Genomic DNA, 19,710 nt, shown 5'->3' with positions numbered 1-19,710 from the left:
GCTGATATCGATCACGGCTGACTCACGGCTCACGATCCGGCGTTGACGTTGGCGAGGACGGCGGTGGCGATCGCCAGCACCACGGCTCCGGCGAACAGGGCGCTCAGGTAGCTCTGCACGTTGCCCGTCTGGGCGCGGCGGACGAGGCTGCCGAGCAGCCGGGGGCCGGCGCCCGCGCCGCTGACGTACGTGTCCACGACCTCGCGGTCGAGGAAGCGGACGAGGCCGGCGGCCGCGCGGACGGGGCGGACGAAGAGCCGGTCGTACACGGCGTCGAGGTGGAAGCCGACGGCGGCGTGCCGGTGGAGCGGTCCGAGCAGCGCGGGCCCGGGGTCGGGGGCGGGGCCGGCCGGGACGGCGGGGTGGTCGTGGGTGACCTCGGCGACCTCGGGGGTCTCGGCGGCGGACTCCGCGGCGGCGACGGCCGCGGGCACGGCGGCTTCCCGGTAGGCGCCGGCGGCGGCCCGGGCGGCGGCGCGCTGCCACAGGGCGTAGGTGAGCACGGCGCCGACTGCGGCGGCGCCGGTGCTCAGCAGCAGGGTGGCCGGGGTCGGGGTGAGCTGCCCGCCGTCGAACCAGTCGGCGAGCGGGACTGCGGCGAGGCCGAAGACGACCGAGGGGATCGCCAGCAGCCACAGCACGCCCGTCATGGCGAGGGGCTCCCTGCCGTGGTCGGGGGCGGGGGCGCCCTTGCCGCGGAAGGCCATCAGCCACAGCCGGGTGGCGTAGGCAGCGGTGAGCAGTGCGGTGAGCAGTCCGGCGACGAGGACGAGCCAGCCGACGGCGCCGGGTACGGACTCGGTGTGCCCGGCGGCGGCCCGCTCGGCGGCGACGAGGACGGCTTCCTTGGAGAAGAAGCCGGCGAACGGCGGGATCGCGGCGAGCGCGAGCAGGCCGATCGTCATGGTCCAGAAGGCGTCGGGGATGCGCTGGGCGAGGCCGTCCATCCGGGCCATGGCGGCCAGGGAGTTGGTGCCGGCGGCGTGGATGATCACGCCGGCGCCGAGGAAGAGGAGCGCCTTGAAGGCGCCGTGGGACAGGAGGTGGAAGACGGCGGCGCCGCGGTCTGCGACGGCGAGGGCGCCGGTCATGTAGCCGAGCTGGCCGATGGTGGAGTAGGCGAGGACGCGTTTGATGTCGTCCTGGGCCAGGGCGGCGAGGCCCGAGCCGATCATCGTGACGGCGGCCATGGCGGCCATGACGACGAGCGCGGCCGCGGAGGCGGTGAAGACGGGCAGCAGCCGGGCGACGAAGTACACGCCGGCGGCGACCATCGTCGCGGCGTGGATCAGCGCGGAGACCGGGGTGGGGCCGGCCATGGCGTCGGGGAGCCAGGTGTGCAGCGGGAACTGCGCGGACTTGCCCGCGACGCCGGCGAGCAGGAGCAGCGCGGTCAGCGTCGGGTGGTCGAGCCTGCCGGCGGCGACGGCGTCCAGGACCTCGGTGATCTGGAAGGAGCCGGCGTCGGTGGCGAGGGCGAACAGGCCGATGAGGAAGGGGACGTCGCCGAGCTTGGTGACGAGGAAGGCCTTGAGGGAGGCGGAGCGGGCCGCTTCGGTCTCCCAGTAGTGCCCGACGAGGAAGTACGAGCAGATGCCCATGATCTCCCAGCCGACCAGCAGCACCATCAGGTCGCCGGTGTAGACGACGACCAGCATGGCGGCGGTGAACAGGGAGACGAGGGCGGCGTACGAGGGGTAGCGCGGGTCCTCGCGCAGGTACGCCGTCGAGTACAGCTGGACACAGGTGGAGACGACGCCGACCAGGACGGCGGTCAGCACGGCGAAGCCGTCCAGGTACAGCGACAGGTCGATCGGCACGGAGCCGGTCGGGGTGAGCTGCGTCGCGGTCTCGATCGGCTGTCCGCCGCCCTGCCGGACGGCGACGAGCACGGCCAGGACGGTCGAGGCCAGGGCCGGGAGGACGGCGAGCGGCCGGACGAAGCCGGGGGCGGTGCGGCCGAGGAGGAGTCCCGCGACGGCGCCCAGGAAGGGCAGGAGGGGGACGAGGACGGCGAGGGTCGTGGTGCTCACGCGGTGGCCTCGCTCCGGGAGTGCGGGGTGTCGGCGGGGACGGGCTCGTGGCCCTCGGCGGTGTCGCGCAGCCTGTCGACGTCCGAGGTGCCGCGGTTGCGGTAGACCATCAGCACGATCGCGAGGCCGATGCCGATCTCGGCGGCGGCGATGGCGATGGTGAAGAGGGTGAGGGCCTGGCCGGCGTGCAGGGTGTCGCGGAGCCAGACGTCGAAGGCCACCAGGTTGAGGTTGACGGCGTTGAGCATCAGCTCGACGGACATCAGGACCAGGATGGCGTTGCGGCGTGCGAGGACGCCGTACAGGCCGGTGCAGAACAGCAGCGCCGCGAGCACGGCCGGGTAGGCGAGGTGCATCAGCTCGTCCCCTTGTCGCTGGTGGCGGCAGGGGCCGGGGTGGCGGTGCCGGCGGGGGCCGCAGGGGCGTCCTTGCGGGACAGCACGATGGCGCCGATGAGGGCGGCGAGGAGGAGGACGGAGAGCGCCTCGAAGGGCAGCACCCAGTGCTGGAAGAGGATTTCGCCGGAGACCTTGGTGGAGCCCTGGACGGGTCCGTCGAGGTCGATCCAGGTGGTGCGGAAGGCGTCGACGACGACCCAGACGAGGGCGGCGGCCGCGACGCCGGCCACGCCGAGCGCGACCCACCGGTTGCCGGAGTCGGCGTCCGGGGAGCGGCCGATGGGCGCCTTGGTGAGCATCAGCCCGAACAGCAGCAGGACGACGACGGAGCCGAGGTAGATCAGGACCTGGACCCAGGCGATGAACTCGGCGGTGAGCAGCAGGTACTCCACGGCGATCCCGCCGAGCGCGACGACCAGCCACAGGGCGGCGTGGACGAGCTGGCGGGTGGTGACCGTGATGACGGCCGCGCCGAGGGTGGCGAGGCCGACGAGGAGGAAGGCGATCTCGACGCCGGTCGGGGACAGGAACCCGCGGTCGGCCGCGTCCGTCGCGGCGGCGGCCAGGGTGGTGGCTGCGGGGGTCACGCGTCTGCCTCCCCAGGGGTCGGTGCACCGGTCTCGGGCGCGGCGGGGCCGGAAGGAGCGGCGGGGCCTGCGGCCTCGGCCGCGGCTGCCGCGGCGGCCGCGGCTTCGGCCTTCTCCGCGGCCTTGCGGGCGGCGGCGAGCTCCTTGGGCTCCTCGGCCGCCGGGTCCAGGGCGGGCGGGGCCGGGACGGTCCACATCCACTGGCGCAGCTTGTCGCGCTCGTGGGTCAGTTCGAGGATGTCGGTCTCCGCGTACTCGAACTCCGGCGACCAGAACAGGGCGTCGAAGGGGCACACCTCAATGCAGATGCCGCAGTACATGCAGAGGGAGAAGTCGATCGCGAAGCGGTCGAGGACGTTGCGGCTGCGCTCGCGGCCGCCGGGGGCGGCGGCGGGGACCGTCTCCTTGTGGGAGTCGATGTAGATGCACCAGTCGGGGCACTCGCGGGCGCACAGCATGCAGACGGTGCAGTTCTCCTCGAACAGGGCGATGACCCCGCGGGTGCGGGGCGGCAGTTCGGGCTGCACGTCGGGGTACTGGGCGGTGTGCGAGCGCTTCGTCATCGTGCGCAGCGTCACGGCGAGGCCCTTGGCGAGGCCGGATCCGGGGATGGGCATCAGCTGATCGCCACCTTCACGATGCCGGTGAGCGCGATCTGGGCGAGCGCGAGCGGGATGAGTGTGGTCCAGGCGAGCTTCTGGAGCTGGTCCTCGCGCAGCCGCGGGTAGCTGACGCGCAGCCAGATCACGACGAAGGCGAGGACGGCGGTCTTGAGCAGGGTCCAGCCCCAGCCGCCGCCGAAGGGCCCGTGCCAGCCGCCGAGGAAGAGGACGGTGGTCAGGGCGCACAGGACGACGATGCCGGCGTACTCGGCGAGCAGGAACAGGGCGAAGCGGAGGCCCGTGTACTCGGTGTACGCGCCGAAGATGATCTCGGAGTCGGCGACGGGCATGTCGAAGGGCGGCCGCTGGAGTTCGGCGAGGCCTGCGGTGAAGAAGACGAGCGCGCCGGTGATCTGCCAGGGCAGCCACCACCACTCGAAGGCGTCGACGATGCCGGGCAGGGACACGGTCCCGGCGGCCATCGCGACGGAGGCGGCGGCGAGCAGCATGGGCAGCTCGTACGCGAGCAGCTGGGCGGCGGTGCGCAGGCCGCCGAGCAGGGAGAACTTGTTGGCGGAGGCCCAGCCGGCCATCAGGCTGCCGAGGACGCCGACGCCCATGACGGCGAGGACGAAGAACAGGCCGGCGTCGATGACCTGCCCGACCGCGCCCTCGCCGGGGCCGATGGGGATGGCGATGAGGACGAGGAGGTACGGGAGCAGGGCGACGGCGGGGGCGAGCTGGAAGATGCGGCGGTCGGCCCGGGCCGGGACCACGTCCTCCTTCTGCGCGAACTTCACGCCGTCGGCGATGAGCTGGGCCCAGCCGTGGAAGCCGCCGGCGTACATGGGGCCGAGGCGGCCCTGCATGTGCGCCATCACCTTGTGCTCGGTCTGCCCGACGACGAGCGGGAACACGAGGAAGACGGCGAAGACGACGAGCAGCCGCAGGGCGACGTCGATTACGTCGTTCACGCGTCGCCTCCGGTGTCTCCGGTGTCGGGGGTGGTCTCGGGAGTGGTCTCGGGAGTGGTCTCGGGAGTGGCGTCCGGGCCGGGTCCGGCTGCCGTGCGGTCGCGGCGGGCCGGCGGCTCGTCCTCGCCGAAGGCGGGCTTCGGGTCGTGCCACGGGGCGTCCGAGCTCCGCCGGGCGGCCGGTTTCCGCTCACCGCCCGCGGCCCCGGTGGCCCCGGTGGCCCCGGTGACCTCGGTGACCCCGGTGACCCCGGTGACCCCGGTGGCCCCGGTGGCCTCGGTGGCCTCGGTGGCCCCGGTAGTCCCGGTAGCCCCGGCAGGCTGACTGGCGGACCCGTCGGCGGCGGACCGCATCCGGCGCGCGGGCCGCACCGGAGCCCCGGCCCCTTCGGCAGCCGCACCCGCAGCCTCCGCGGCGCCGGCGGCAGGCGCCGCCTGGCTCGCCGAGCCGTCCGCAGCCGACCGCGTACGCCGCACCGGCCGGGCAGCCGGAGCCTCGGCCGCGGCAGCATCCGCGGCACCGGCGGCAGGCGCCGCCTGGCTCGCCGAGCCGTCCGCAGCCGACCGCGTACGCCGCACGGGCCGGGCGGCCGGAGCCTCGGCGGCCGCGTCCGGAGCGGCGGTTCCGGCGCCTTCTGGGGCCTGGCTCGCCGAGCCCTGTGCCACCGAGCGGGTCCGCCGGACCGGGGCGCCCTCGCGCGGGGTCCGGGCGGCCGCGCCCGCGCCCGCGGCGCGCGGTGTGCGCGCCGGGCGGGCGGGGGCGGGCGGGAGCTGGCCCTTGAGCGGGCCCCAGTCGTTGGGGTCGGGGACGCCCGGCGGCAGCATCTGCCGCCGCTTGGGGCCGCCTTCGGCGTCGGCGCCCTCGCCGGGCTCCTTGGCGCCGGGCCAGGCCTTGGCGACGCGCGCGGCGAGGACGAAGTCCTTGCGCAGCGGGTGTCCCTCGAAGTTCTCGGGCAGCAGCAGCGGCACCAGGTGGGGGTGGTCGGTGAAGACGACCCCGAACATCTCGAACGTCTCGCGCTCGTGCCAGGCCGCCCCGGCGTAGACCGCGACGGCGGACGGCAGGGAGGGCGCGGTGTGCGGGACGGTGGTGCGCAGCAGCAGCCGCCGTACGCGGCGGTTCTCCAGCGAGACCACGTGCGCGCACACGCGGAAGCCGGTGCCGGGCTCGTCGACGGCGCTCAGCCAGTCGAAGTAGGTGCAGCCCAGCTTGTCCCGGGCGATCTCCAGGGCGGGGATCCAGCTTCCGACGGGCACGTCGACCGTGAGGACGTCGTACGCGACCTCGGCCACGGCCTCCGGTCCGAAGACGGTCGCGGCGGCGTCGGGGAGCGAGTCGTAGAGGTTCATGCGCCGGCTCCCGGGGCGGGCGGGGGCGTGACCAGGCCGCTGGTGAGCTGGGCGACCGACGGCCCCTGCGCGTAGCGCTCGGCGAGCGACTCGCGGGCGATCTTCTCCTGGAGCTTGAGGATGCCCTGGAGCAGCGCCTCCGGCCGGGGCGGGCAGCCGGGCACGTAGACGTCGACGGGGATGATCTGGTCGACGCCCTTGGTCACGGAGTACGAGTCCCAGTACGGGCCCCCGCAGTTGGAGCAGGCACCGAAGGAGATGACGTACTTGGGCTCCGGCATCTGCTCGTACAGCCGCTTCACGGCCGGGGCCATCTTGTCGGTGACGGTGCCGGAGACGATCATCAGGTCGGCCTGGCGGGGGCCGGGCGCGAAGGGGATGACGCCGAGCCGGATGAAGTCGTGCCGGGCCATGGAGGCGGCGATGAACTCGATCGCGCAGCAGGCGAGGCCGAAGTTGAAGACCCACAGGCTGTAGCGGCGGCCCCAGTTCAGGACGACCTTCATCGGCTCGGGGGCCAGCCGGGACAGCACTCCCAGGCGGCGGGGCTCGGGGAGCAGCTGGGGCTCGGGTGTCACGTCCATTCCAGGACGCCCTTCTTGTACGCGTAGAGCAGGCCGACAGCCAGGAAGCCCAGGAAGATGAACATCTCCACGAGCGTGACGGCGCCGTAGCCGGCGGCGGCGAAGACCGTCGCCCACGGGAAGAGGAAGATCGAGTCAACGGCGAAGATCACGTAGAGGAACGCATAGACGTAGTAGCGGACCTGGGTGTGCGCCCAGCCCTCGCCCACCGGGTCGACACCGCACTCGTACGTCAGCAGCTTCTCGGGGGTCGGGACGACCGGGCGCAGCAGGCGGCCCGCGCCGAAGGCGACGGCCACGAAGAGCACACCGAGCACGGCCAGCAGGCCGACGACCGAATAACTCCGGAAATAGTCCGCCGCGAGCACGGTTACGGTCGATACCGTTGGGTCGGGCACGTCCGTTCCTCGCTCCTTGGCCACTGTCGACGATCTGGTACGGACGGGAGTCTAGGGCCTGGTTCACACGGGGTGGGGTTATCCCCCGTTTACCGTGGCCCGGCCTCCCCATGGCACCGGCCCGGCGGGATTGGCAGGCTGTGCCGCATGACCATGAACACCCGGGCCCCCGATGACGACTGCCCTCCTCCCGTGCGCGCGCCCCTGGGAGCCGCTGCCTGGAAGGAGGTTGCCCATCTGCTGGTCAACCTCCCGGCCGCCCTGCTCGGGTTCGTCTACACCGTGGCCGCGCTGTCGATTGCGGGTGGTTTGTCCGTGACCGTGGTCGGTCTTCCGCTGCTCGTCCTCGGTCTGGCCGGGTCTCGGCAGCTGGGACGGCTGGAGCGGGCGCGGGCCCGGCTGCTGCTCGGCGTGCGGGTGGAGGAGCCGACGCCGCTGCCGGGTCCGGGGCGGGCCGGCGGGTTCTTCCCCTGGCTGTTCAGCGCGGTCAAGGACCCGGTGGCCTGGCGGAGCGCACTCTACGAGCTGGTACGGCTGCCGTGGGGAGTGCTCACCTTCACGGTAACGCTGGTCGGGCTGTTCGTGCTGTGGCCGGCGCTGCCGTACGTGGCGCGGGCGCTGACGAACGTGGACCGGGCGCTGGTACGGGGCCTGCTGTCGCCCTCGGACGAGCTGGAGCGGCGGATCGCGCAGCTGGAGTCGGACCGGGGCGTGGTCGTGGACACCGCGGCTGCCGACCTGCGGCGCATCGAGCGCGACCTGCACGACGGGGCGCAGGCCCGGCTGGTGGCCCTGGCGATGGGGCTGGGCCTGGCGAAGGAGAAGCTGCAGGAGGACCCGGACGCGGCCGCGGTGATGGTGGACGAGGCGCACGGCGAGGTGAAGCTGGCGCTGCAGGAGCTGCGGGACCTGGCGCGCGGGATCCACCCGGCGGTGCTGACCGACCGCGGCCTGGACGCCGCGCTGTCCTCCGTCGCCGCCCGCTGCACCGTCCCCGTCAGGGTCGCCGTCGACCTCCCGGAACGGCCCGCCGCCGCCATCGAGGGCATCGCCTACTTCACCGTCTCCGAACTCCTCCAGAACATCAGCAAGCACTCCCGCGCCCGCACCGCCGGCGTCGACGTGTGGAAGTCCGGCAGCCGGCTGCTGATCCGGGTGTCCGACGACGGCCGCGGCGGGGCGGTGCCTTCCGGGGGGACGGGGATGGCCGGGCTCGCGGAGCGGCTGGGCGCCGTGGACGGGGTGTTCGTCGTGGACTCGCCGCCGGGGCAGGGGACGGTGGTCACGGCGGAGCTGCCGTGGCGCGCCCGCGGCTGAACCTGCGGCGGGTGGGGTTAACCCCCCTGCGGACAGGCCTACGTGCCGCATGGTCCGGCGGGGCCGCGGGCACCAGGGTTGAGGGGTGACCGGACGAGGGAAGGGCGGGCGGGAGATGGTCGGCGGCGGTGCGACGGACGGGGCGGCAGCCCGGGGGACAACGGGAACGGCAGGGGCGGCAGGGGCCGCGCGTGCCGCGGGGTTCCGCGGGACGGGCCTCGGCCGGGTCCTGTGGGCCCCGGTCTCGGGGCGGACCTGGCGGGAGTTCGGGTACCTGCTGCTCTCGCTGCCGCTGAGCACGGTGTACTTCTCGCTCGCGATCACGGGCCTGTCCCTGGGCGCCGGGCTGCTCGTCACCTTCCTCGGGGTGCCGGTGCTCGCCGGGGTGCTCCTGATGTGCCGCGGGTTCGGCCGGGTCGAGCGGGCCCGGGTCCGCGGCCTGCTGGGGGCCTCCGTCGCCGCTCCGGGGCCGGTCCGGGCGCGCAAGGGCGGGGCGCTCGGCGCCATGGGCGCGCTGCTGGGCAGCGGGAGCGCCTGGCGGCACGCGCTGTACGCGGTGGTCTGGTTCCCGTGGGCGGTGTTCGCGTTCTGCCTGGCGCTGGTGCTGTGGTCGTGCGCCTGGTCGCTCCTGCTGTACCCGCTGTGGTTCTGGGTCTTCCCTGCGTACACGGACCAGCCGGGGCTGCAGCTGTTCCAGAACGGCGACTACACCCTGCACCTGGACTCGTCGGCCGAGATCACCCTGTCCTTCCTGGCCGGGCTGGTCCTGACGCTGGCCGTGCCGTGGGTGTTCCGTGCGCTGACCGCCGTCGACCGGCTGCTCGTGGCCGGGCTGCTCGGCCCCTCGCGGCTGGACCACCGGGTGACCGAGCTGGAGTCGGACCGGGGGGTGGTCGTGGACACCGCGGCCGCCGACCTGCGGCGCATCGAGCGCGACCTGCACGACGGGGCGCAGGCGCGGCTCGCGGCGCTGGCGATGGACCTGGGCCTGGCGAAGGAGAAGCTGCAGGAGGACCCGCAGGCCGCCGCCCGCATGGTCGACGAGGCGCACGGCGAGGTGAAGCTGGCCCTGAGGGAGCTGCGGGACCTGGCGCGGGGGATCCACCCGGCGGTTCTCACGGACCGCGGCCTGGACGCCGCCCTCTCCGCGGTCGCCGCCCGCTGCCCCGTCCCCGTCAGGGTCGCCGTCGACCTCCCGGAACGGCCTGCGGCCGCCATCGAGGGCATCGCCTACTTCACCGTCTCCGAACTCCTCCAGAACATCGGCAAGCACTCCCGCGCCCGCACCGCCGGCGTCGACGTGTGGAAGTCGGGGGACCGGCTGCTGATCCAGGTCACGGACGACGGGCGCGGCGGGGCGAGCGCCGGGGGCGGGACCGGGACCGGGGACACCGGGCTGGCCGGGCTGTCCGAGCGGCTGGACGCCGTCGACGGGGTGCTGGTCGTGGACTCCCCCGCCGGGGGCGGCACCACCGTCACCGCCGAGCTGCCCTGGCGCACCCGCTGACCCGCACCCGCCGACCCCGCTCCCGGGGCCTGACCCCACTCCCAGGAAGGCCCTCCTCCGCTTCCACTCGCCGATCCGCACACACCGCGTCCGCCCGCCCGGGCTGGAATGCTTGGCCCGGTCGGAGTACATCGCCGGAACGTGTGGACACGGGAGCTGCTGAATCGTGGAAGACAGGGTGCGGGTGGTCATAGCCGAGGACTCGGTGCTGCTGCGGGAGGGTCTGACCCGGCTGCTGACCGACCGGGGGCATGACGTCGTCGCGGGCGTCGGGGACGCGGAGGCCCTGGTCAAGACGGTGGCGGAGCTCGCGGCGGAGGACGCCCTGCCGGATGTGGTGGTCGCGGACGTGCGGATGCCGCCGACGCACACCGACGAGGGGGTCCGGGCCGCCGTACGGCTGCGGCGCGCGTACCCGGGCATCGGGGTGCTGGTGCTGTCGCAGTACGTGGAGGAGCAGTACGCCACCGAACTGCTGGCCGGATCCAGTACCGGGGTGGGGTACCTGCTCAAGGACCGGGTGGCGGACGTGCGCGAGTTCGTGGACGCGGTGGTCCGCGTGGCCGGCGGCGGCACGGCCCTCGACCCCGAGGTGGTCGCCCAGCTGCTGGGCCGCAGCCGCAAGCAGGACGTGCTGGCCGGGCTGACCCCGCGCGAGCGGGAGGTGCTGGGCCTGATGGCCGAGGGCCGGACCAATTCGGCGGTCGCCAAGCAGCTGGTGGTCAGCGACGGGGCGGTGGAGAAGCACGTCGGCAACATCTTCATGAAGCTCGGGCTGTCGCCGAGCGAGGGCGACCACCGCCGCGTCCTCGCGGTACTGACCTACCTCCGGTCCTGACGGCCGCCGGTCCGGGGCCGCCGGCCGGGGCCGGGTCCGGGGTCCGGGGGTCCGCCTCCGGCTCCCGGCCGCACCCGGCCCCGGCCCCCGGTCCGGCCCCCGGTCCGGCCTTGTCCCGACCCCTGATCGACTGACACCCTGTCAGCTACCGGGGTACCACTTCCGGCCGCACGGGGCTCACACCATCGGGCTCCCGTGCTTTCCCGCACGGCACCGGGAAACGGAATCCGGGAATCCCGGTGAATCCGCCGAAATCCCGAGGAATTCCGTCGGCCGACCGCCTCCCGGAAGACGGCCCGGAGTATGAACGTTCCCCATAAGGGCAGGCGTACCGACGTAGGGTTGGCCGTGGGAACGGAGAACGCCGAGCCTCGAAGGAGGTCCAGTTCAGTGACCAGCCAGGTCAGTAGCCCAGCGGAGCAGGCCGACGGGGCCGAGGGGGCCGAGACGGCCCTTCTCGGCGAGCAGCGGACGCCCCCGGGCCCGGGCGGCGGCGGCAAGGAAGTGCGCCGCCTCGATCGGGTGATCATCCGGTTCGCGGGTGACTCGGGTGACGGTATGCAGCTCACCGGCGACCGGTTCACCTCGGAGACGGCGTCCTTCGGGAACGACCTCTCCACTCTGCCGAACTTCCCCGCCGAAATCCGCGCCCCTGCCGGAACCCTGCCGGGCGTGTCCTCGTTCCAGCTGCATTTCGCCGATCACGACATCCTGACGCCGGGCGACGCCCCGAACGTCCTGGTCGCGATGAATCCGGCGGCGCTGAAAGCGAACATCGGGGATGTGCCGCGCGGCGCGGAGATCATCATCAATACCGATGAATTCACGAAACGCCCGATGGCGAAGGTCGGATACGAGACCTCCCCGCTGGAGGACGGCTCGCTGGGCGCCTACAACATCCACCCCGTGCCGCTGACGACCCTGACGATCGAGGCGCTGAAGGACTTCGGGCTGTCCCGCAAGGAGGCCGAGCGCAGCAAGAACATGTTCGCGCTGGGCCTGCTCAGCTGGATGTACCACCGGCCGACCGAGGGCACCGAGTCGTTCCTGCGCCGGAAGTTCGCGAAGAAGCCCGTGATCGCCGAGGCGAACGTCGCCGCGTTCCGCGCGGGCTGGAACTTCGGCGAGACGACCGAGGACTTCGCGGTGTCCTACGAGGTGGCCCCGGCCACCCGCGCCTTCCCGACCGGCACCTACCGCAACATCTCCGGGAACCTGGCCCTGGCCTACGGCCTGATCGCCGCGAGCCGGCAGGCCGACCTGCCGCTCTACCTGGGCTCGTACCCGATCACCCCGGCCTCGGACATCCTGCACGAGCTGAGCCGGCACAAGAACTTCGGCGTACGGACCTTCCAGGCCGAGGACGAGATCGCCGGCATCGGCGCGGCGCTGGGCGCGGCCTTCGGCGGCAGCCTCGGCGTGACCACCACCTCCGGGCCCGGTGTGGCGCTGAAGTCCGAGACCATCGGCCTCGCAGTCTCCCTGGAGCTGCCGCTGCTGATCGTGGACATCCAGCGCGGCGGCCCCTCCACGGGCCTGCCCACCAAGACGGAGCAGGCAGACCTGCTCCAGGCCATGTACGGGCGCAACGGCGAGGCCCCGGTGCCGGTCGTCGCCCCGCGCACCCCGGCGGACTGCTTCGACGCCGCCCTGGACGCGGCCCGGATCGCGCTGACGTACCGGACGCCGGTGTTCCTGCTCTCCGACGGGTACCTCGCCAACGGCTCCGAGCCGTGGCGGATCCCGGAGGTGTCGGAGCTGCCGGACCTGCGGGTGCGGTTCGCGGCCGGACCCAACCACGAGCTGGCGGACGGCACCGAGGTCTTCTGGCCGTACAAGCGCGACCCGCAGACCCTGGCCCGCCCGTGGGCGGTCCCGGGCACACCGGGCCTGGAGCACCGGATCGGCGGCATCGAGAAGCAGGACGGCACGGGCAACATCAGCTACGACCCGGCCAACCACGACCTGATGGTCCGCACCCGGCAGGCCAAGGTCGACGGCATCGACGTCCCCGACGTGGAGGTCGACGACCCGGACCGCGCCCGGACCCTGGTCATCGGCTGGGGCTCCACGTACGGCCCGATCACGGCCGCCGTCCGGCGGCTGCGGGCGGCCGGGCTGCCCATCGCGCAGGCCCACCTGCGCCATCTGAACCCCTTCCCGGGCAACCTCGGCGAGGTCCTGAGGAGCTACGACAAGGTGGTGGTGCCGGAGATGAACCTCGGGCAGCTCGCGACCCTGCTCCGCGCGAAGTACCTGGTCGATGCGGAGTCGTACCACCAGGTCAACGGAATGCCGTTCAAGGCCGAGCAGCTCGCGAAGGTTCTGAAGGAGGCCGTCAATGACTGAGTCAACGACCGGGGTGACCGACGCGCCGACCCTGCTCTCCCTGGTGCCGAAGGCCGCGACCGGGCAGTCCATGAAGGACTTCAAGTCGGACCAAGAGGTCCGCTGGTGCCCGGGCTGCGGCGACTACGCGGTGCTGGCCGCGGTGCAGGGCTTCATGCCGGAGCTGGGCCTGGCCCGGGAGAACATCGTCTTCGTCTCCGGGATCGGCTGCTCGTCCCGGTTCCCGTACTACATGAACACGTACGGGATGCACTCCATCCACGGCCGGGCCCCGGCCATCGCGACCGGGCTGGCCACCTCGCGCCGCGACCTGTCGGTGTGGGTCATCACCGGTGACGGCGACGCCCTGTCCATCGGCGGGAACCACCTGATCCACGCCCTGCGGCGGAACGTCAACCTGAAGATCCTGCTGTTCAACAACCGGATCTACGGGCTGACCAAGGGGCAGTACTCCCCCACCTCCGAGCTCGGCAAGATCACCAAGTCGACGCCGATGGGCTCGCTGGACGCACCCTTCAACCCGGTGTCCCTGGCCCTGGGCGCCGAGGCGTCCTTCGTGGCCCGCACCATCGACTCCGACCGCAAGCACCTGACCGAGGTGCTGCGGGCGGCCGCGGACCACCCGGGCACGGCGCTCGTGGAGATCTACCAGAACTGCAACATCTTCAACGACGGCGCCTTCGACGCCCTGAAGGACAAGGACCGGGCCGAGGAGGCGGTGATCCGCCTGGAGCACGGGCAGCCGATCCGCTTCGGCGCCGACGGGCACAAGGGCGTCGTACGCGATCCGGCCACCGGCGACCTGGAGGTCGTCGACGTGACCGCGGAGAACGAGGCGCGGATCCTGGTCCACGACGCGCACGCCGCCGGCCCGACCACCGCGTTCGCGCTGTCCCGGCTGGCCGACCCCGACACGCTGGACCGGACGCCCATCGGGGTGTTCCGCAGCGTGGAGCGGCCGGTCTACGACACGCGCATGGCCGAGCAGCTGGACACGGCCGTCGAGAACAAGGGCAAGGGCGACCTGGGCACCCTGCTGGCCGGCAACGACACCTGGACGGTCGTCGGCTGAGCCACGGCCACGCCGCCAGGAGATCCTGTCGGCGGTCGGCAAGGGCTGACCCGCACGCCGCGAAGGGCCGGCCTCCACTCCCTCGGAGAGTGGAGGCCGGCCCTTCGTGTCGCTCCGGGCGGGCGGGGCCGGATCAGACGGTCGGCAGCGAGTCCGCGAAGGCGGTCGGGACGGAGACCACGTCGTGGAAGCTGCGCTTGCCCTCGCCGAACTCGTCGGCCGTCATCGCCCGCTTCTTGCCGGCCACGACCTCCCAGACGGTGTTGTTGGCCGGGGACAGCAGCATCGTGTGGTCGGCCGGGGCGGCCTTCGCCTTGGCGCCGGTCAGCCACTCACTCGGGACGCCCTCCAGGGGGCGCTTGTCGTAGCTCAGGCCGGTGAAGTCCGCGTACGTCAGGGACACGGCCTTGCCGCCGGCCATCACGAACACCGTGGGGTCCTGGCCCGAGACGTCCTTGACGACGGTGCCGTTCGCGATCTGCTTCGAGACGGCCGAGGCGAGCCAGGTCCCGGGAACACCCATCAGCGAGCGCTGGTCGTAGCCGTTCGCCGTCCACTCGGAGGCCGAGATGTGCAGCGCGGCACCGTTCACCATCACGTAGCGGTTGTTGTCGGCACCCGACTGGTTCATCACCACGCGGCCGTTCGACAGGGTGCGCTGGGCGGCGCCCTGCAGCCAGGCCGTCGGAACGCCCATGTCCGGGCGGGCGTTGTAGCCGCCGGCGGTCCAGTCCTCCCCGCCGATCCGGATCGCCGCGCCGTCGATGACCACGTAGCGGGCGTTGCCGCCGGCCTGGTCGTGGACGACGGTGCCGGCCGGGGGCGCGCTCGGAAGGCCGTTGAAGGCCGCGCTGTCGATCAGAACGATCTTGCTGAGGTCGTAGTGGTCGGGGGCGACGTCGGAGGCCGCGACCGGGATGCCCGCACCACTGATCATCACCTTGACCTCGGGGCCGTTCGGCGACTTCACGAGCGTCCCGGCGGGCAGCGAGGAGGGGCTCGGGTAGGTGGGGGCGGCCGGGTACGGGTCCGCGTGGTCGGAGCCGAGACCCGAGGCGCGGCCGCAGGACGGCCAGGCGCCCGGGCCCTGGCCGGCCAGGATCTTCTCGCCCGTCAGGATCTGCTGCTGCTTGGTGGCGTGGTGCGGGTAGGCGGCGTACTGGGTACCGCCGAAGGCGCGCCAGGTGGACATCGATATCTGCAGGCCGCCGTAGTAGCCGTTGCCCGTGTTGATCTGCCAGTTCCCGCTGGCCTCGCACTGGGCGACCTTGTCCCAGGTCGAAACGGACGCGGCGGAGGCGGGGGTGCCTGCGGCGAGCGGGGCGGCGAGGGCGATCAGAGCGGTGGCGGTGATCGCGAGGGCGGACTTCTTGCGGGCTGCGGAACTCATGACGGCGTCCTCGGGGCGTGGTCTGGAAGGCGGTGGGGTGCGCGGGGCACGGGGCGAGGCGGGCCCGAGCCGCCCGGCCGGTGGGGGCCGGGCGGCTCAAGGGGTGGCGCTTCGGGTGGTGGAGCAGTGGTGCTACCGGCCGGGATGCTCCTGGCCTGGATGCTTCTGGCCGGGATGTTTCTGACCGGGGATCAGACCGTCGGCAGCGCGTCCGTGGAGGCGGTCGGCAGCGAGTCCGCGAAGACGGTCGGGACGGAGACCACGTCGTGGAAGCTGCGCTTGCCCTCGCCGAACTCGTCGGCCGTCATCGCCCGCTTCTTGCCGGCCACGACCTCCCAGACGGTGTTGTTGGCCGGGGACAGCAGCATCGTGTGGTCGGCCGGGGCGGCCTTCGCCTTGGCGCCGGTCAGCCACTCGGCCGGGACACCGTTCAGGGGGCGCTTGTCGTAGCTCAGGCCGGTGAAGTCGGCGTACGTCAGGGGCACCGCCTTGCCGCCCGCCATCACGAACACCGTGGCGTCCTTGCCGGAGGCGTCCTTGACGACCGTGCCGTTCGCGATCTGCTTCGAGACGGCCGAGGCGAGCCAGGTCCCGGGAACACCCATCAGCGAGCGCTGGTCGTAGCCGTTCGCCGTCCACTCGGAGGCCGAGATGTGCAGCGCGGCACCGTTCACCATCACGTAGCGGTTGATGTCGGCACCCGACTGGTTCATCACCACGGTGCCGTTGGCCGGGGACTTGGCGATGGCGCCCTTCAGCCATTCGCCGGGGACACCCATGAGGGTCTGCTCGTTGTAGCCGTTGGCGGTCCACTCCTCGGCCGAGATGTGGAGGGCCGCGCCCTCCACGATGGCGTAGCGGCCCGAGTCCTTGCCGGTCTGGTCCATGACCACGATGCCGGTCGTCAGCGTGCGCTGCTTGGCGTTCTGCAGCCAGGCGGTCGGGACGCCCATGTCCGGCCGGCCGTTGTAGCCGGCGGCCGTCCAGTCCGCCGCGCCGATCTGCAGGGCGGCGCCGTCGACGACCACGTAGCGCTCGTTGCCGCCGGCCTGGTCGTGGACCACGGTGCCGGCCGGGGGCGCGCTGGCCAGGGAACGGAAGGCCGAGTCGTCCACGAGCACGATCTTGCTGAGGTCGTACTTGTCCGGCGTGACGTCGGAGGCCGCGACCGGGATGCCCGCACCACTGATCATCACCTTCACCTCAGGGCCGTTCGGAGACTTCACGAGCGTCCCGGCGGGCAGGGAGGAGGGGCTCGGGTAGGAGGGGGCGTTGGAGCCGGCGGGCGAGATGTAGCCGCTGATCCGCTGACCCCACGGCGACTGGCCCACCCGCCAGTTGGAGGTGGTGTTGGTGCTGACGTGGCCGGGGAAGCCGCCCTGGTTTCCGCCCGTGATGGTCACGTTGTCGCCGGAGATGCCGGTCACGATGGCCACGTGGTCGTCGCTGTAGCCGCCGCCGTAGTTGTAGACCACCGCGTCTCCGACGTGCGGGGTGTTGGAGAGGGTGCCGTTCTTCTCTCCGTAGGTGTAGAAGGAGAGCGCCATGTCGTTCAGGGTGCCCAGGTTCTTCACCCCGTTGCGGGCCCAGACCCAGCCGGCGAAGTCGGCGCACCAGGCGTGCGTCCGCTGGCCGTTGCTGCAGCTGCTGTTCTGGTTGGGGCCGCCGACGTAACCGCCGTGGGCGCAGGCCCCGTTGCCGTTCTCGGCGCGGGCCGTCGCCGCGATGCTGTCACCGAGGGTCGCGGCGGACGCCGGGGCGGCGGTGACCATCGTGAATGCGGTCGCGGCCAGGGCCGAGGAAGAGGCGATGCGGATGGCGGTGGCCTTGAAGCGGGACATGGCGAAGCTCCTGTGGGCGTTTCGGGAAGTCTGATGAGTGCTGCGGACTACCGCAGGTGGGCCTGACGCAGGCCGGAAGAGGTCGGGCGCGCCGTGGCGGCGGGGGACGGCTGCCCTGCAGGAGCAGCTGTCAGGCCGGCGGACGGTGGGCCCGGGGCGGTGCGGGAAGTTCGGGGTGGCGCGGGAAGTTCGGGGCGGTGCGGGAAGTTCGGGGCGGTGCGGGAAGTTCGGGGCGGTGCGGGAAGTTCGGGGCGGTGCGGCGACGGCGGGGCCTTGGCGGCCCGGGGCCGGCTCCTACTCCCAGGCGGTGGTGAACTTGCCGGCCGGGGCGGTCTCCCATGCGGTGGTGGCGGTGACGCGGGTCTCGTCGGCGGTGGCCTGACCCACGAGGGCGGGGGTGAGGGCGGCGAAGGCGAGGGAGGTGACCGCGGCGGCCTTGGCGAGACGGTTGCGCAGCATGGGAGTGGTCCTTTGCTTGAGGTGTGACGGCTGGATCGGTGTCCGGTCTCGCGTCCCGCGGTGACGCTTCGTCCGGTGTTGCCTGCCGGGTTCCGGTGTTGCTCCCTGCTGGCGATTACTAGCTTCGTCGCAGCTCAAGTGGGGTGGAAGGGCTTTCAGCTGGACGGAATCGGCCCTGTCCCAATCCGTCCAGCGAGGCCGGAAGGGGACCGCAGGAGCTGCTCGTAGTACGGCGCGACGAGCGGGGCGCCGACCCGGGTGACCGTCCAGCCGCGCAGGGACTCCAGCTCCTCGACCGCACGCCGGCACAGGGCCTCCGCGGCCCGCTCGGCCGCCTCCAGGCTTTCCGCGAGGACGTAGACGCCCACCACCGGGTCGGGCATCGCGTGCGCGTGTGCCGAGACGTGGTCCACAGGGCAGTGCTCATCGGATGCGGCGAGGGCGAGCATCGACCCCGCCGTGAGCATGGGCAATTGGGCAGCACGAAAGGGGCCCTTGAGGCCGACGTGGACGAGATACATGGGGTCAACTCTGGCGCCTGAAAGCCCCGCAGCGAGATGAACCATTCAGGACACTTCGGGCCTTGGCCGGAAGCGTCCACACGCTGGTCCCCACCTGCCGCGACGTGGGATGATGCCTAAACCTTGATCAACAAGGCTCACACCGGGGGGAACCGCTGTGCTGGCCGCCCTTGGCCTCGACTCGACCGCAGAGGCCGTCTACCGCACCATGCTCGCCAACCCGCGCGACGGGGCGAAAGACCTCGCCGCGCGCCTGGGCGCGCCCGAAACCGACGTCAGACGCAGCCTCGACACGCTCAGCGAACTGGCCCTGATCCGCCCGTCCTACGAGCAGTCCGGGGAGCTGCGCCCGGTCTCGCCCGAGGTCGGCATGGAAATCCTCATGGCCCGCCAGCAGGCCGAACTGGCGGCCCAGCAGCTGCGCATCGAGGCCTCCCGTGCGGCCGCCGCGCAGCTCATCGCCGAGTTCGCGGACCTGACCCCGGCCGCCGCCAGCCCGGGGGTCGAGCAACTGGTGGGCCTCGACGAGATCCGGACCAGGATCACGGGCCTGGCCCACGGGCTCCGGACGGAGCTGATGACCTTCGCCCCGGGCGGGGGCCACCAGCCGCAGACCCTGGAGGCCTCGAAGCCGAACGACCTGGCGCTGCTGAGCCGGGGCGTGCGGATGCGGTCCCTCTTCCAGGACAGCGTGCGCAACAGCCAGGGCACGGTGGCCTACGCGACGTGGCTGACCGAGCTGGGCGGTGAGGTGCGGACCGCGCCGGACCTGCCGACCCGCCTGATGGTCTTCGACCGGACCACGGCGGTCATCCCGGTCAGCAGCGACGACAGCGCGGCCGGCGCGGTGATCCTCACGGGCCACGGCACCCTGACGGCACTGTGCGCGCTGTTCGAGAACGTCTGGGCGTCCGCGCAGCCGCTCGGGGCCGCGCCGGAGCGCGACGGCAGCACGCTCACCGCGCAGGAGAGCACGGTGATCCGGCTGCTGGCCCAGGGCCTGACGGACGAGGCGATCGCCAAGCGCCTCGCGGTCTCCCCGCGCACGGCCCGCCGCGTGGCCAACGGCCTCATGGAACGCCTGGGAGCGGTCAGCCGCTTCGAGTTCGGTGCCCGCGCGGTGCAGAGCGGCTGGCTCCCGCACACGTCGTGATCCCGGCCGCCGCGGGACCTGTCGCCGGGCTGCGCCACGCCCGCAGGCCCGGAGCCCCTCTGGGGTCTCCACCTGTTGGCCCTTGAAGTCGGGTAAGTGAGCGTAACCATGTATGAGTGAGTGTCGTTGTCAGAGCGTGAATCTGACGGAATGGGCGAAGATGCAGGGCGTGCATCCGCAGACCGCGTATCGCTGGTTCCGTGAGGGGATGTTGCCGGTACCGGCTCAGCGGGTCGGGCCGCGACGATCCTGGTGAACATCGACGCGAACACCACGCCCGAGGTCATCGGTGGTCTGGGTCTGTACGCTCGCGTGTCCTCGCACGATCAGAAGACCGA

18 protein-coding genes are annotated in these 19,710 nt (G+C 72.5%); 6 read left to right on the top strand and 12 right to left on the bottom strand.

What is annotated here, in order from left to right; translation table 11 throughout:
• Positions 1 to 29: 29 nt before the first annotated feature.
• Genes ACIQUT_RS10870 through ACIQUT_RS10835 form a run of 8 tightly spaced genes read right to left on the bottom strand, consistent with a single transcriptional unit; the run spans position 30 to position 6,925 of the window.
• On the bottom strand, positions 30 to 2,033 hold the full coding sequence (locus ACIQUT_RS10870) for an NADH-quinone oxidoreductase subunit L (RefSeq protein WP_403561710.1): 2,004 nt from the start codon (positions 2,031 to 2,033) through the stop codon (positions 30 to 32).
• Positions 2,030 to 2,389: an NADH-quinone oxidoreductase subunit NuoK gene (gene nuoK / locus ACIQUT_RS10865; protein ID WP_403561709.1), complete on the bottom strand. Its 360-nt coding sequence runs from the start codon at positions 2,387 to 2,389 to the stop codon at positions 2,030 to 2,032. The genes ACIQUT_RS10870 and nuoK overlap by 4 nt, the downstream gene beginning before the upstream one ends.
• Entirely contained in the window at positions 2,389 to 3,018 is a 630-nt protein-coding gene (locus ACIQUT_RS10860; RefSeq protein WP_403561708.1) for an NADH-quinone oxidoreductase subunit J, read from the bottom strand. The genes nuoK and ACIQUT_RS10860 overlap by 1 nt, the downstream gene beginning before the upstream one ends.
• Positions 3,015 to 3,638 (bottom strand): NuoI/complex I 23 kDa subunit family protein, encoded by a 624-nt coding sequence (locus ACIQUT_RS10855; RefSeq protein ID WP_403562472.1) that lies wholly within the window; start codon positions 3,636 to 3,638, stop codon positions 3,015 to 3,017. The genes ACIQUT_RS10860 and ACIQUT_RS10855 overlap by 4 nt, the downstream gene beginning before the upstream one ends.
• Entirely contained in the window at positions 3,635 to 4,594 is a 960-nt protein-coding gene (locus tag ACIQUT_RS10850) for an NADH-quinone oxidoreductase subunit H (RefSeq protein WP_403561706.1), read from the bottom strand. Before ACIQUT_RS10850 ends, ACIQUT_RS10855 begins: the two co-directional genes overlap by 4 nt.
• Positions 4,591 to 5,943: an NADH-quinone oxidoreductase subunit C gene (locus ACIQUT_RS10845; protein ID WP_403561704.1), complete on the bottom strand. Its 1,353-nt coding sequence runs from the start codon at positions 5,941 to 5,943 to the stop codon at positions 4,591 to 4,593. Before ACIQUT_RS10845 ends, ACIQUT_RS10850 begins: the two co-directional genes overlap by 4 nt.
• A complete protein-coding gene (locus ACIQUT_RS10840; RefSeq protein ID WP_403561702.1) occupies positions 5,940 to 6,527 on the bottom strand; it encodes an NADH-quinone oxidoreductase subunit B in 588 nt (195 codons plus the stop codon). Before ACIQUT_RS10840 ends, ACIQUT_RS10845 begins: the two co-directional genes overlap by 4 nt.
• The gene (locus ACIQUT_RS10835; RefSeq protein WP_403561700.1) at positions 6,518 to 6,925 is read right to left on the bottom strand and encodes an NADH-quinone oxidoreductase subunit A; all 408 of its coding nucleotides are present in this window, start codon (positions 6,923 to 6,925) and stop codon (positions 6,518 to 6,520) included. Before ACIQUT_RS10835 ends, ACIQUT_RS10840 begins: the two co-directional genes overlap by 10 nt.
• A gap of 147 nt (positions 6,926 to 7,072) precedes the next feature.
• On the opposite strand from ACIQUT_RS10835, the gene ACIQUT_RS10830 reads away from it, so the two are divergent.
• From ACIQUT_RS10830 to ACIQUT_RS10810, 5 genes are all read left to right on the top strand, one after another.
• The gene (locus tag ACIQUT_RS10830; RefSeq protein ID WP_403561698.1) at positions 7,073 to 8,242 is read left to right on the top strand and encodes a sensor histidine kinase; all 1,170 of its coding nucleotides are present in this window, start codon (positions 7,073 to 7,075) and stop codon (positions 8,240 to 8,242) included.
• Between the two features lie 115 nt (positions 8,243 to 8,357).
• Positions 8,358 to 9,749: a sensor histidine kinase gene (locus ACIQUT_RS10825; protein WP_403562470.1), complete on the top strand. Its 1,392-nt coding sequence runs from the start codon at positions 8,358 to 8,360 to the stop codon at positions 9,747 to 9,749.
• Between the two features lie 178 nt (positions 9,750 to 9,927).
• Positions 9,928 to 10,587: a LuxR C-terminal-related transcriptional regulator gene (locus ACIQUT_RS10820; protein WP_403562468.1), complete on the top strand. Its 660-nt coding sequence runs from the start codon at positions 9,928 to 9,930 to the stop codon at positions 10,585 to 10,587.
• Between the two features lie 390 nt (positions 10,588 to 10,977).
• On the top strand, positions 10,978 to 12,936 hold the full coding sequence (locus ACIQUT_RS10815; RefSeq protein WP_403561696.1) for a 2-oxoacid:acceptor oxidoreductase subunit alpha: 1,959 nt from the start codon (positions 10,978 to 10,980) through the stop codon (positions 12,934 to 12,936).
• Positions 12,929 to 14,008, top strand: coding sequence for a 2-oxoacid:ferredoxin oxidoreductase subunit beta (locus ACIQUT_RS10810; protein WP_403561694.1), 1,080 nt, complete (start codon positions 12,929 to 12,931; stop codon positions 14,006 to 14,008). The genes ACIQUT_RS10815 and ACIQUT_RS10810 overlap by 8 nt, the downstream gene beginning before the upstream one ends.
• Positions 14,009 to 14,141: 133 nt before the next feature.
• Here the strand turns inward: ACIQUT_RS10810 and ACIQUT_RS10805 are convergent, their stop codons facing one another.
• The 4 genes from ACIQUT_RS10805 to ACIQUT_RS10790 all read right to left on the bottom strand — a co-directional run bounded on the left by ACIQUT_RS10805 (position 14,142) and on the right by ACIQUT_RS10790 (position 18,165).
• Entirely contained in the window at positions 14,142 to 15,398 is a 1,257-nt protein-coding gene (locus ACIQUT_RS10805) for a transglycosylase family protein (protein WP_403561692.1), read from the bottom strand.
• Positions 15,399 to 15,589: 191 nt separating this feature from the next.
• On the bottom strand, positions 15,590 to 17,239 hold the full coding sequence (locus ACIQUT_RS10800) for a CHAP domain-containing protein (RefSeq protein ID WP_403561690.1): 1,650 nt from the start codon (positions 17,237 to 17,239) through the stop codon (positions 15,590 to 15,592).
• A gap of 294 nt (positions 17,240 to 17,533) precedes the next feature.
• Positions 17,534 to 17,698 (bottom strand): hypothetical protein, encoded by a 165-nt coding sequence (locus tag ACIQUT_RS10795; RefSeq protein ID WP_403561688.1) that lies wholly within the window; start codon positions 17,696 to 17,698, stop codon positions 17,534 to 17,536.
• Between the two features lie 155 nt (positions 17,699 to 17,853).
• Entirely contained in the window at positions 17,854 to 18,165 is a 312-nt protein-coding gene (locus ACIQUT_RS10790) for a hypothetical protein (protein ID WP_403561686.1), read from the bottom strand.
• 211 nt (positions 18,166 to 18,376) lie between these two features.
• On the opposite strand from ACIQUT_RS10790, the gene ACIQUT_RS10785 reads away from it, so the two are divergent.
• A complete protein-coding gene (locus ACIQUT_RS10785; RefSeq protein WP_403561684.1) occupies positions 18,377 to 19,372 on the top strand; it encodes a LuxR C-terminal-related transcriptional regulator in 996 nt (331 codons plus the stop codon).
• Positions 19,373 to 19,710: the final 338 nt, after the last annotated feature.

The organism is Streptomyces sp. NPDC090445, from assembly GCF_044769385.1.
In the GTDB taxonomy this organism is placed as follows: Bacteria; Actinomycetota; Actinomycetes; order Streptomycetales; family Streptomycetaceae; genus Streptomyces.
Note: the sequence above shows the minus strand (reverse complement) of the source record. Positions and strands in the feature narration are given on the sequence as shown.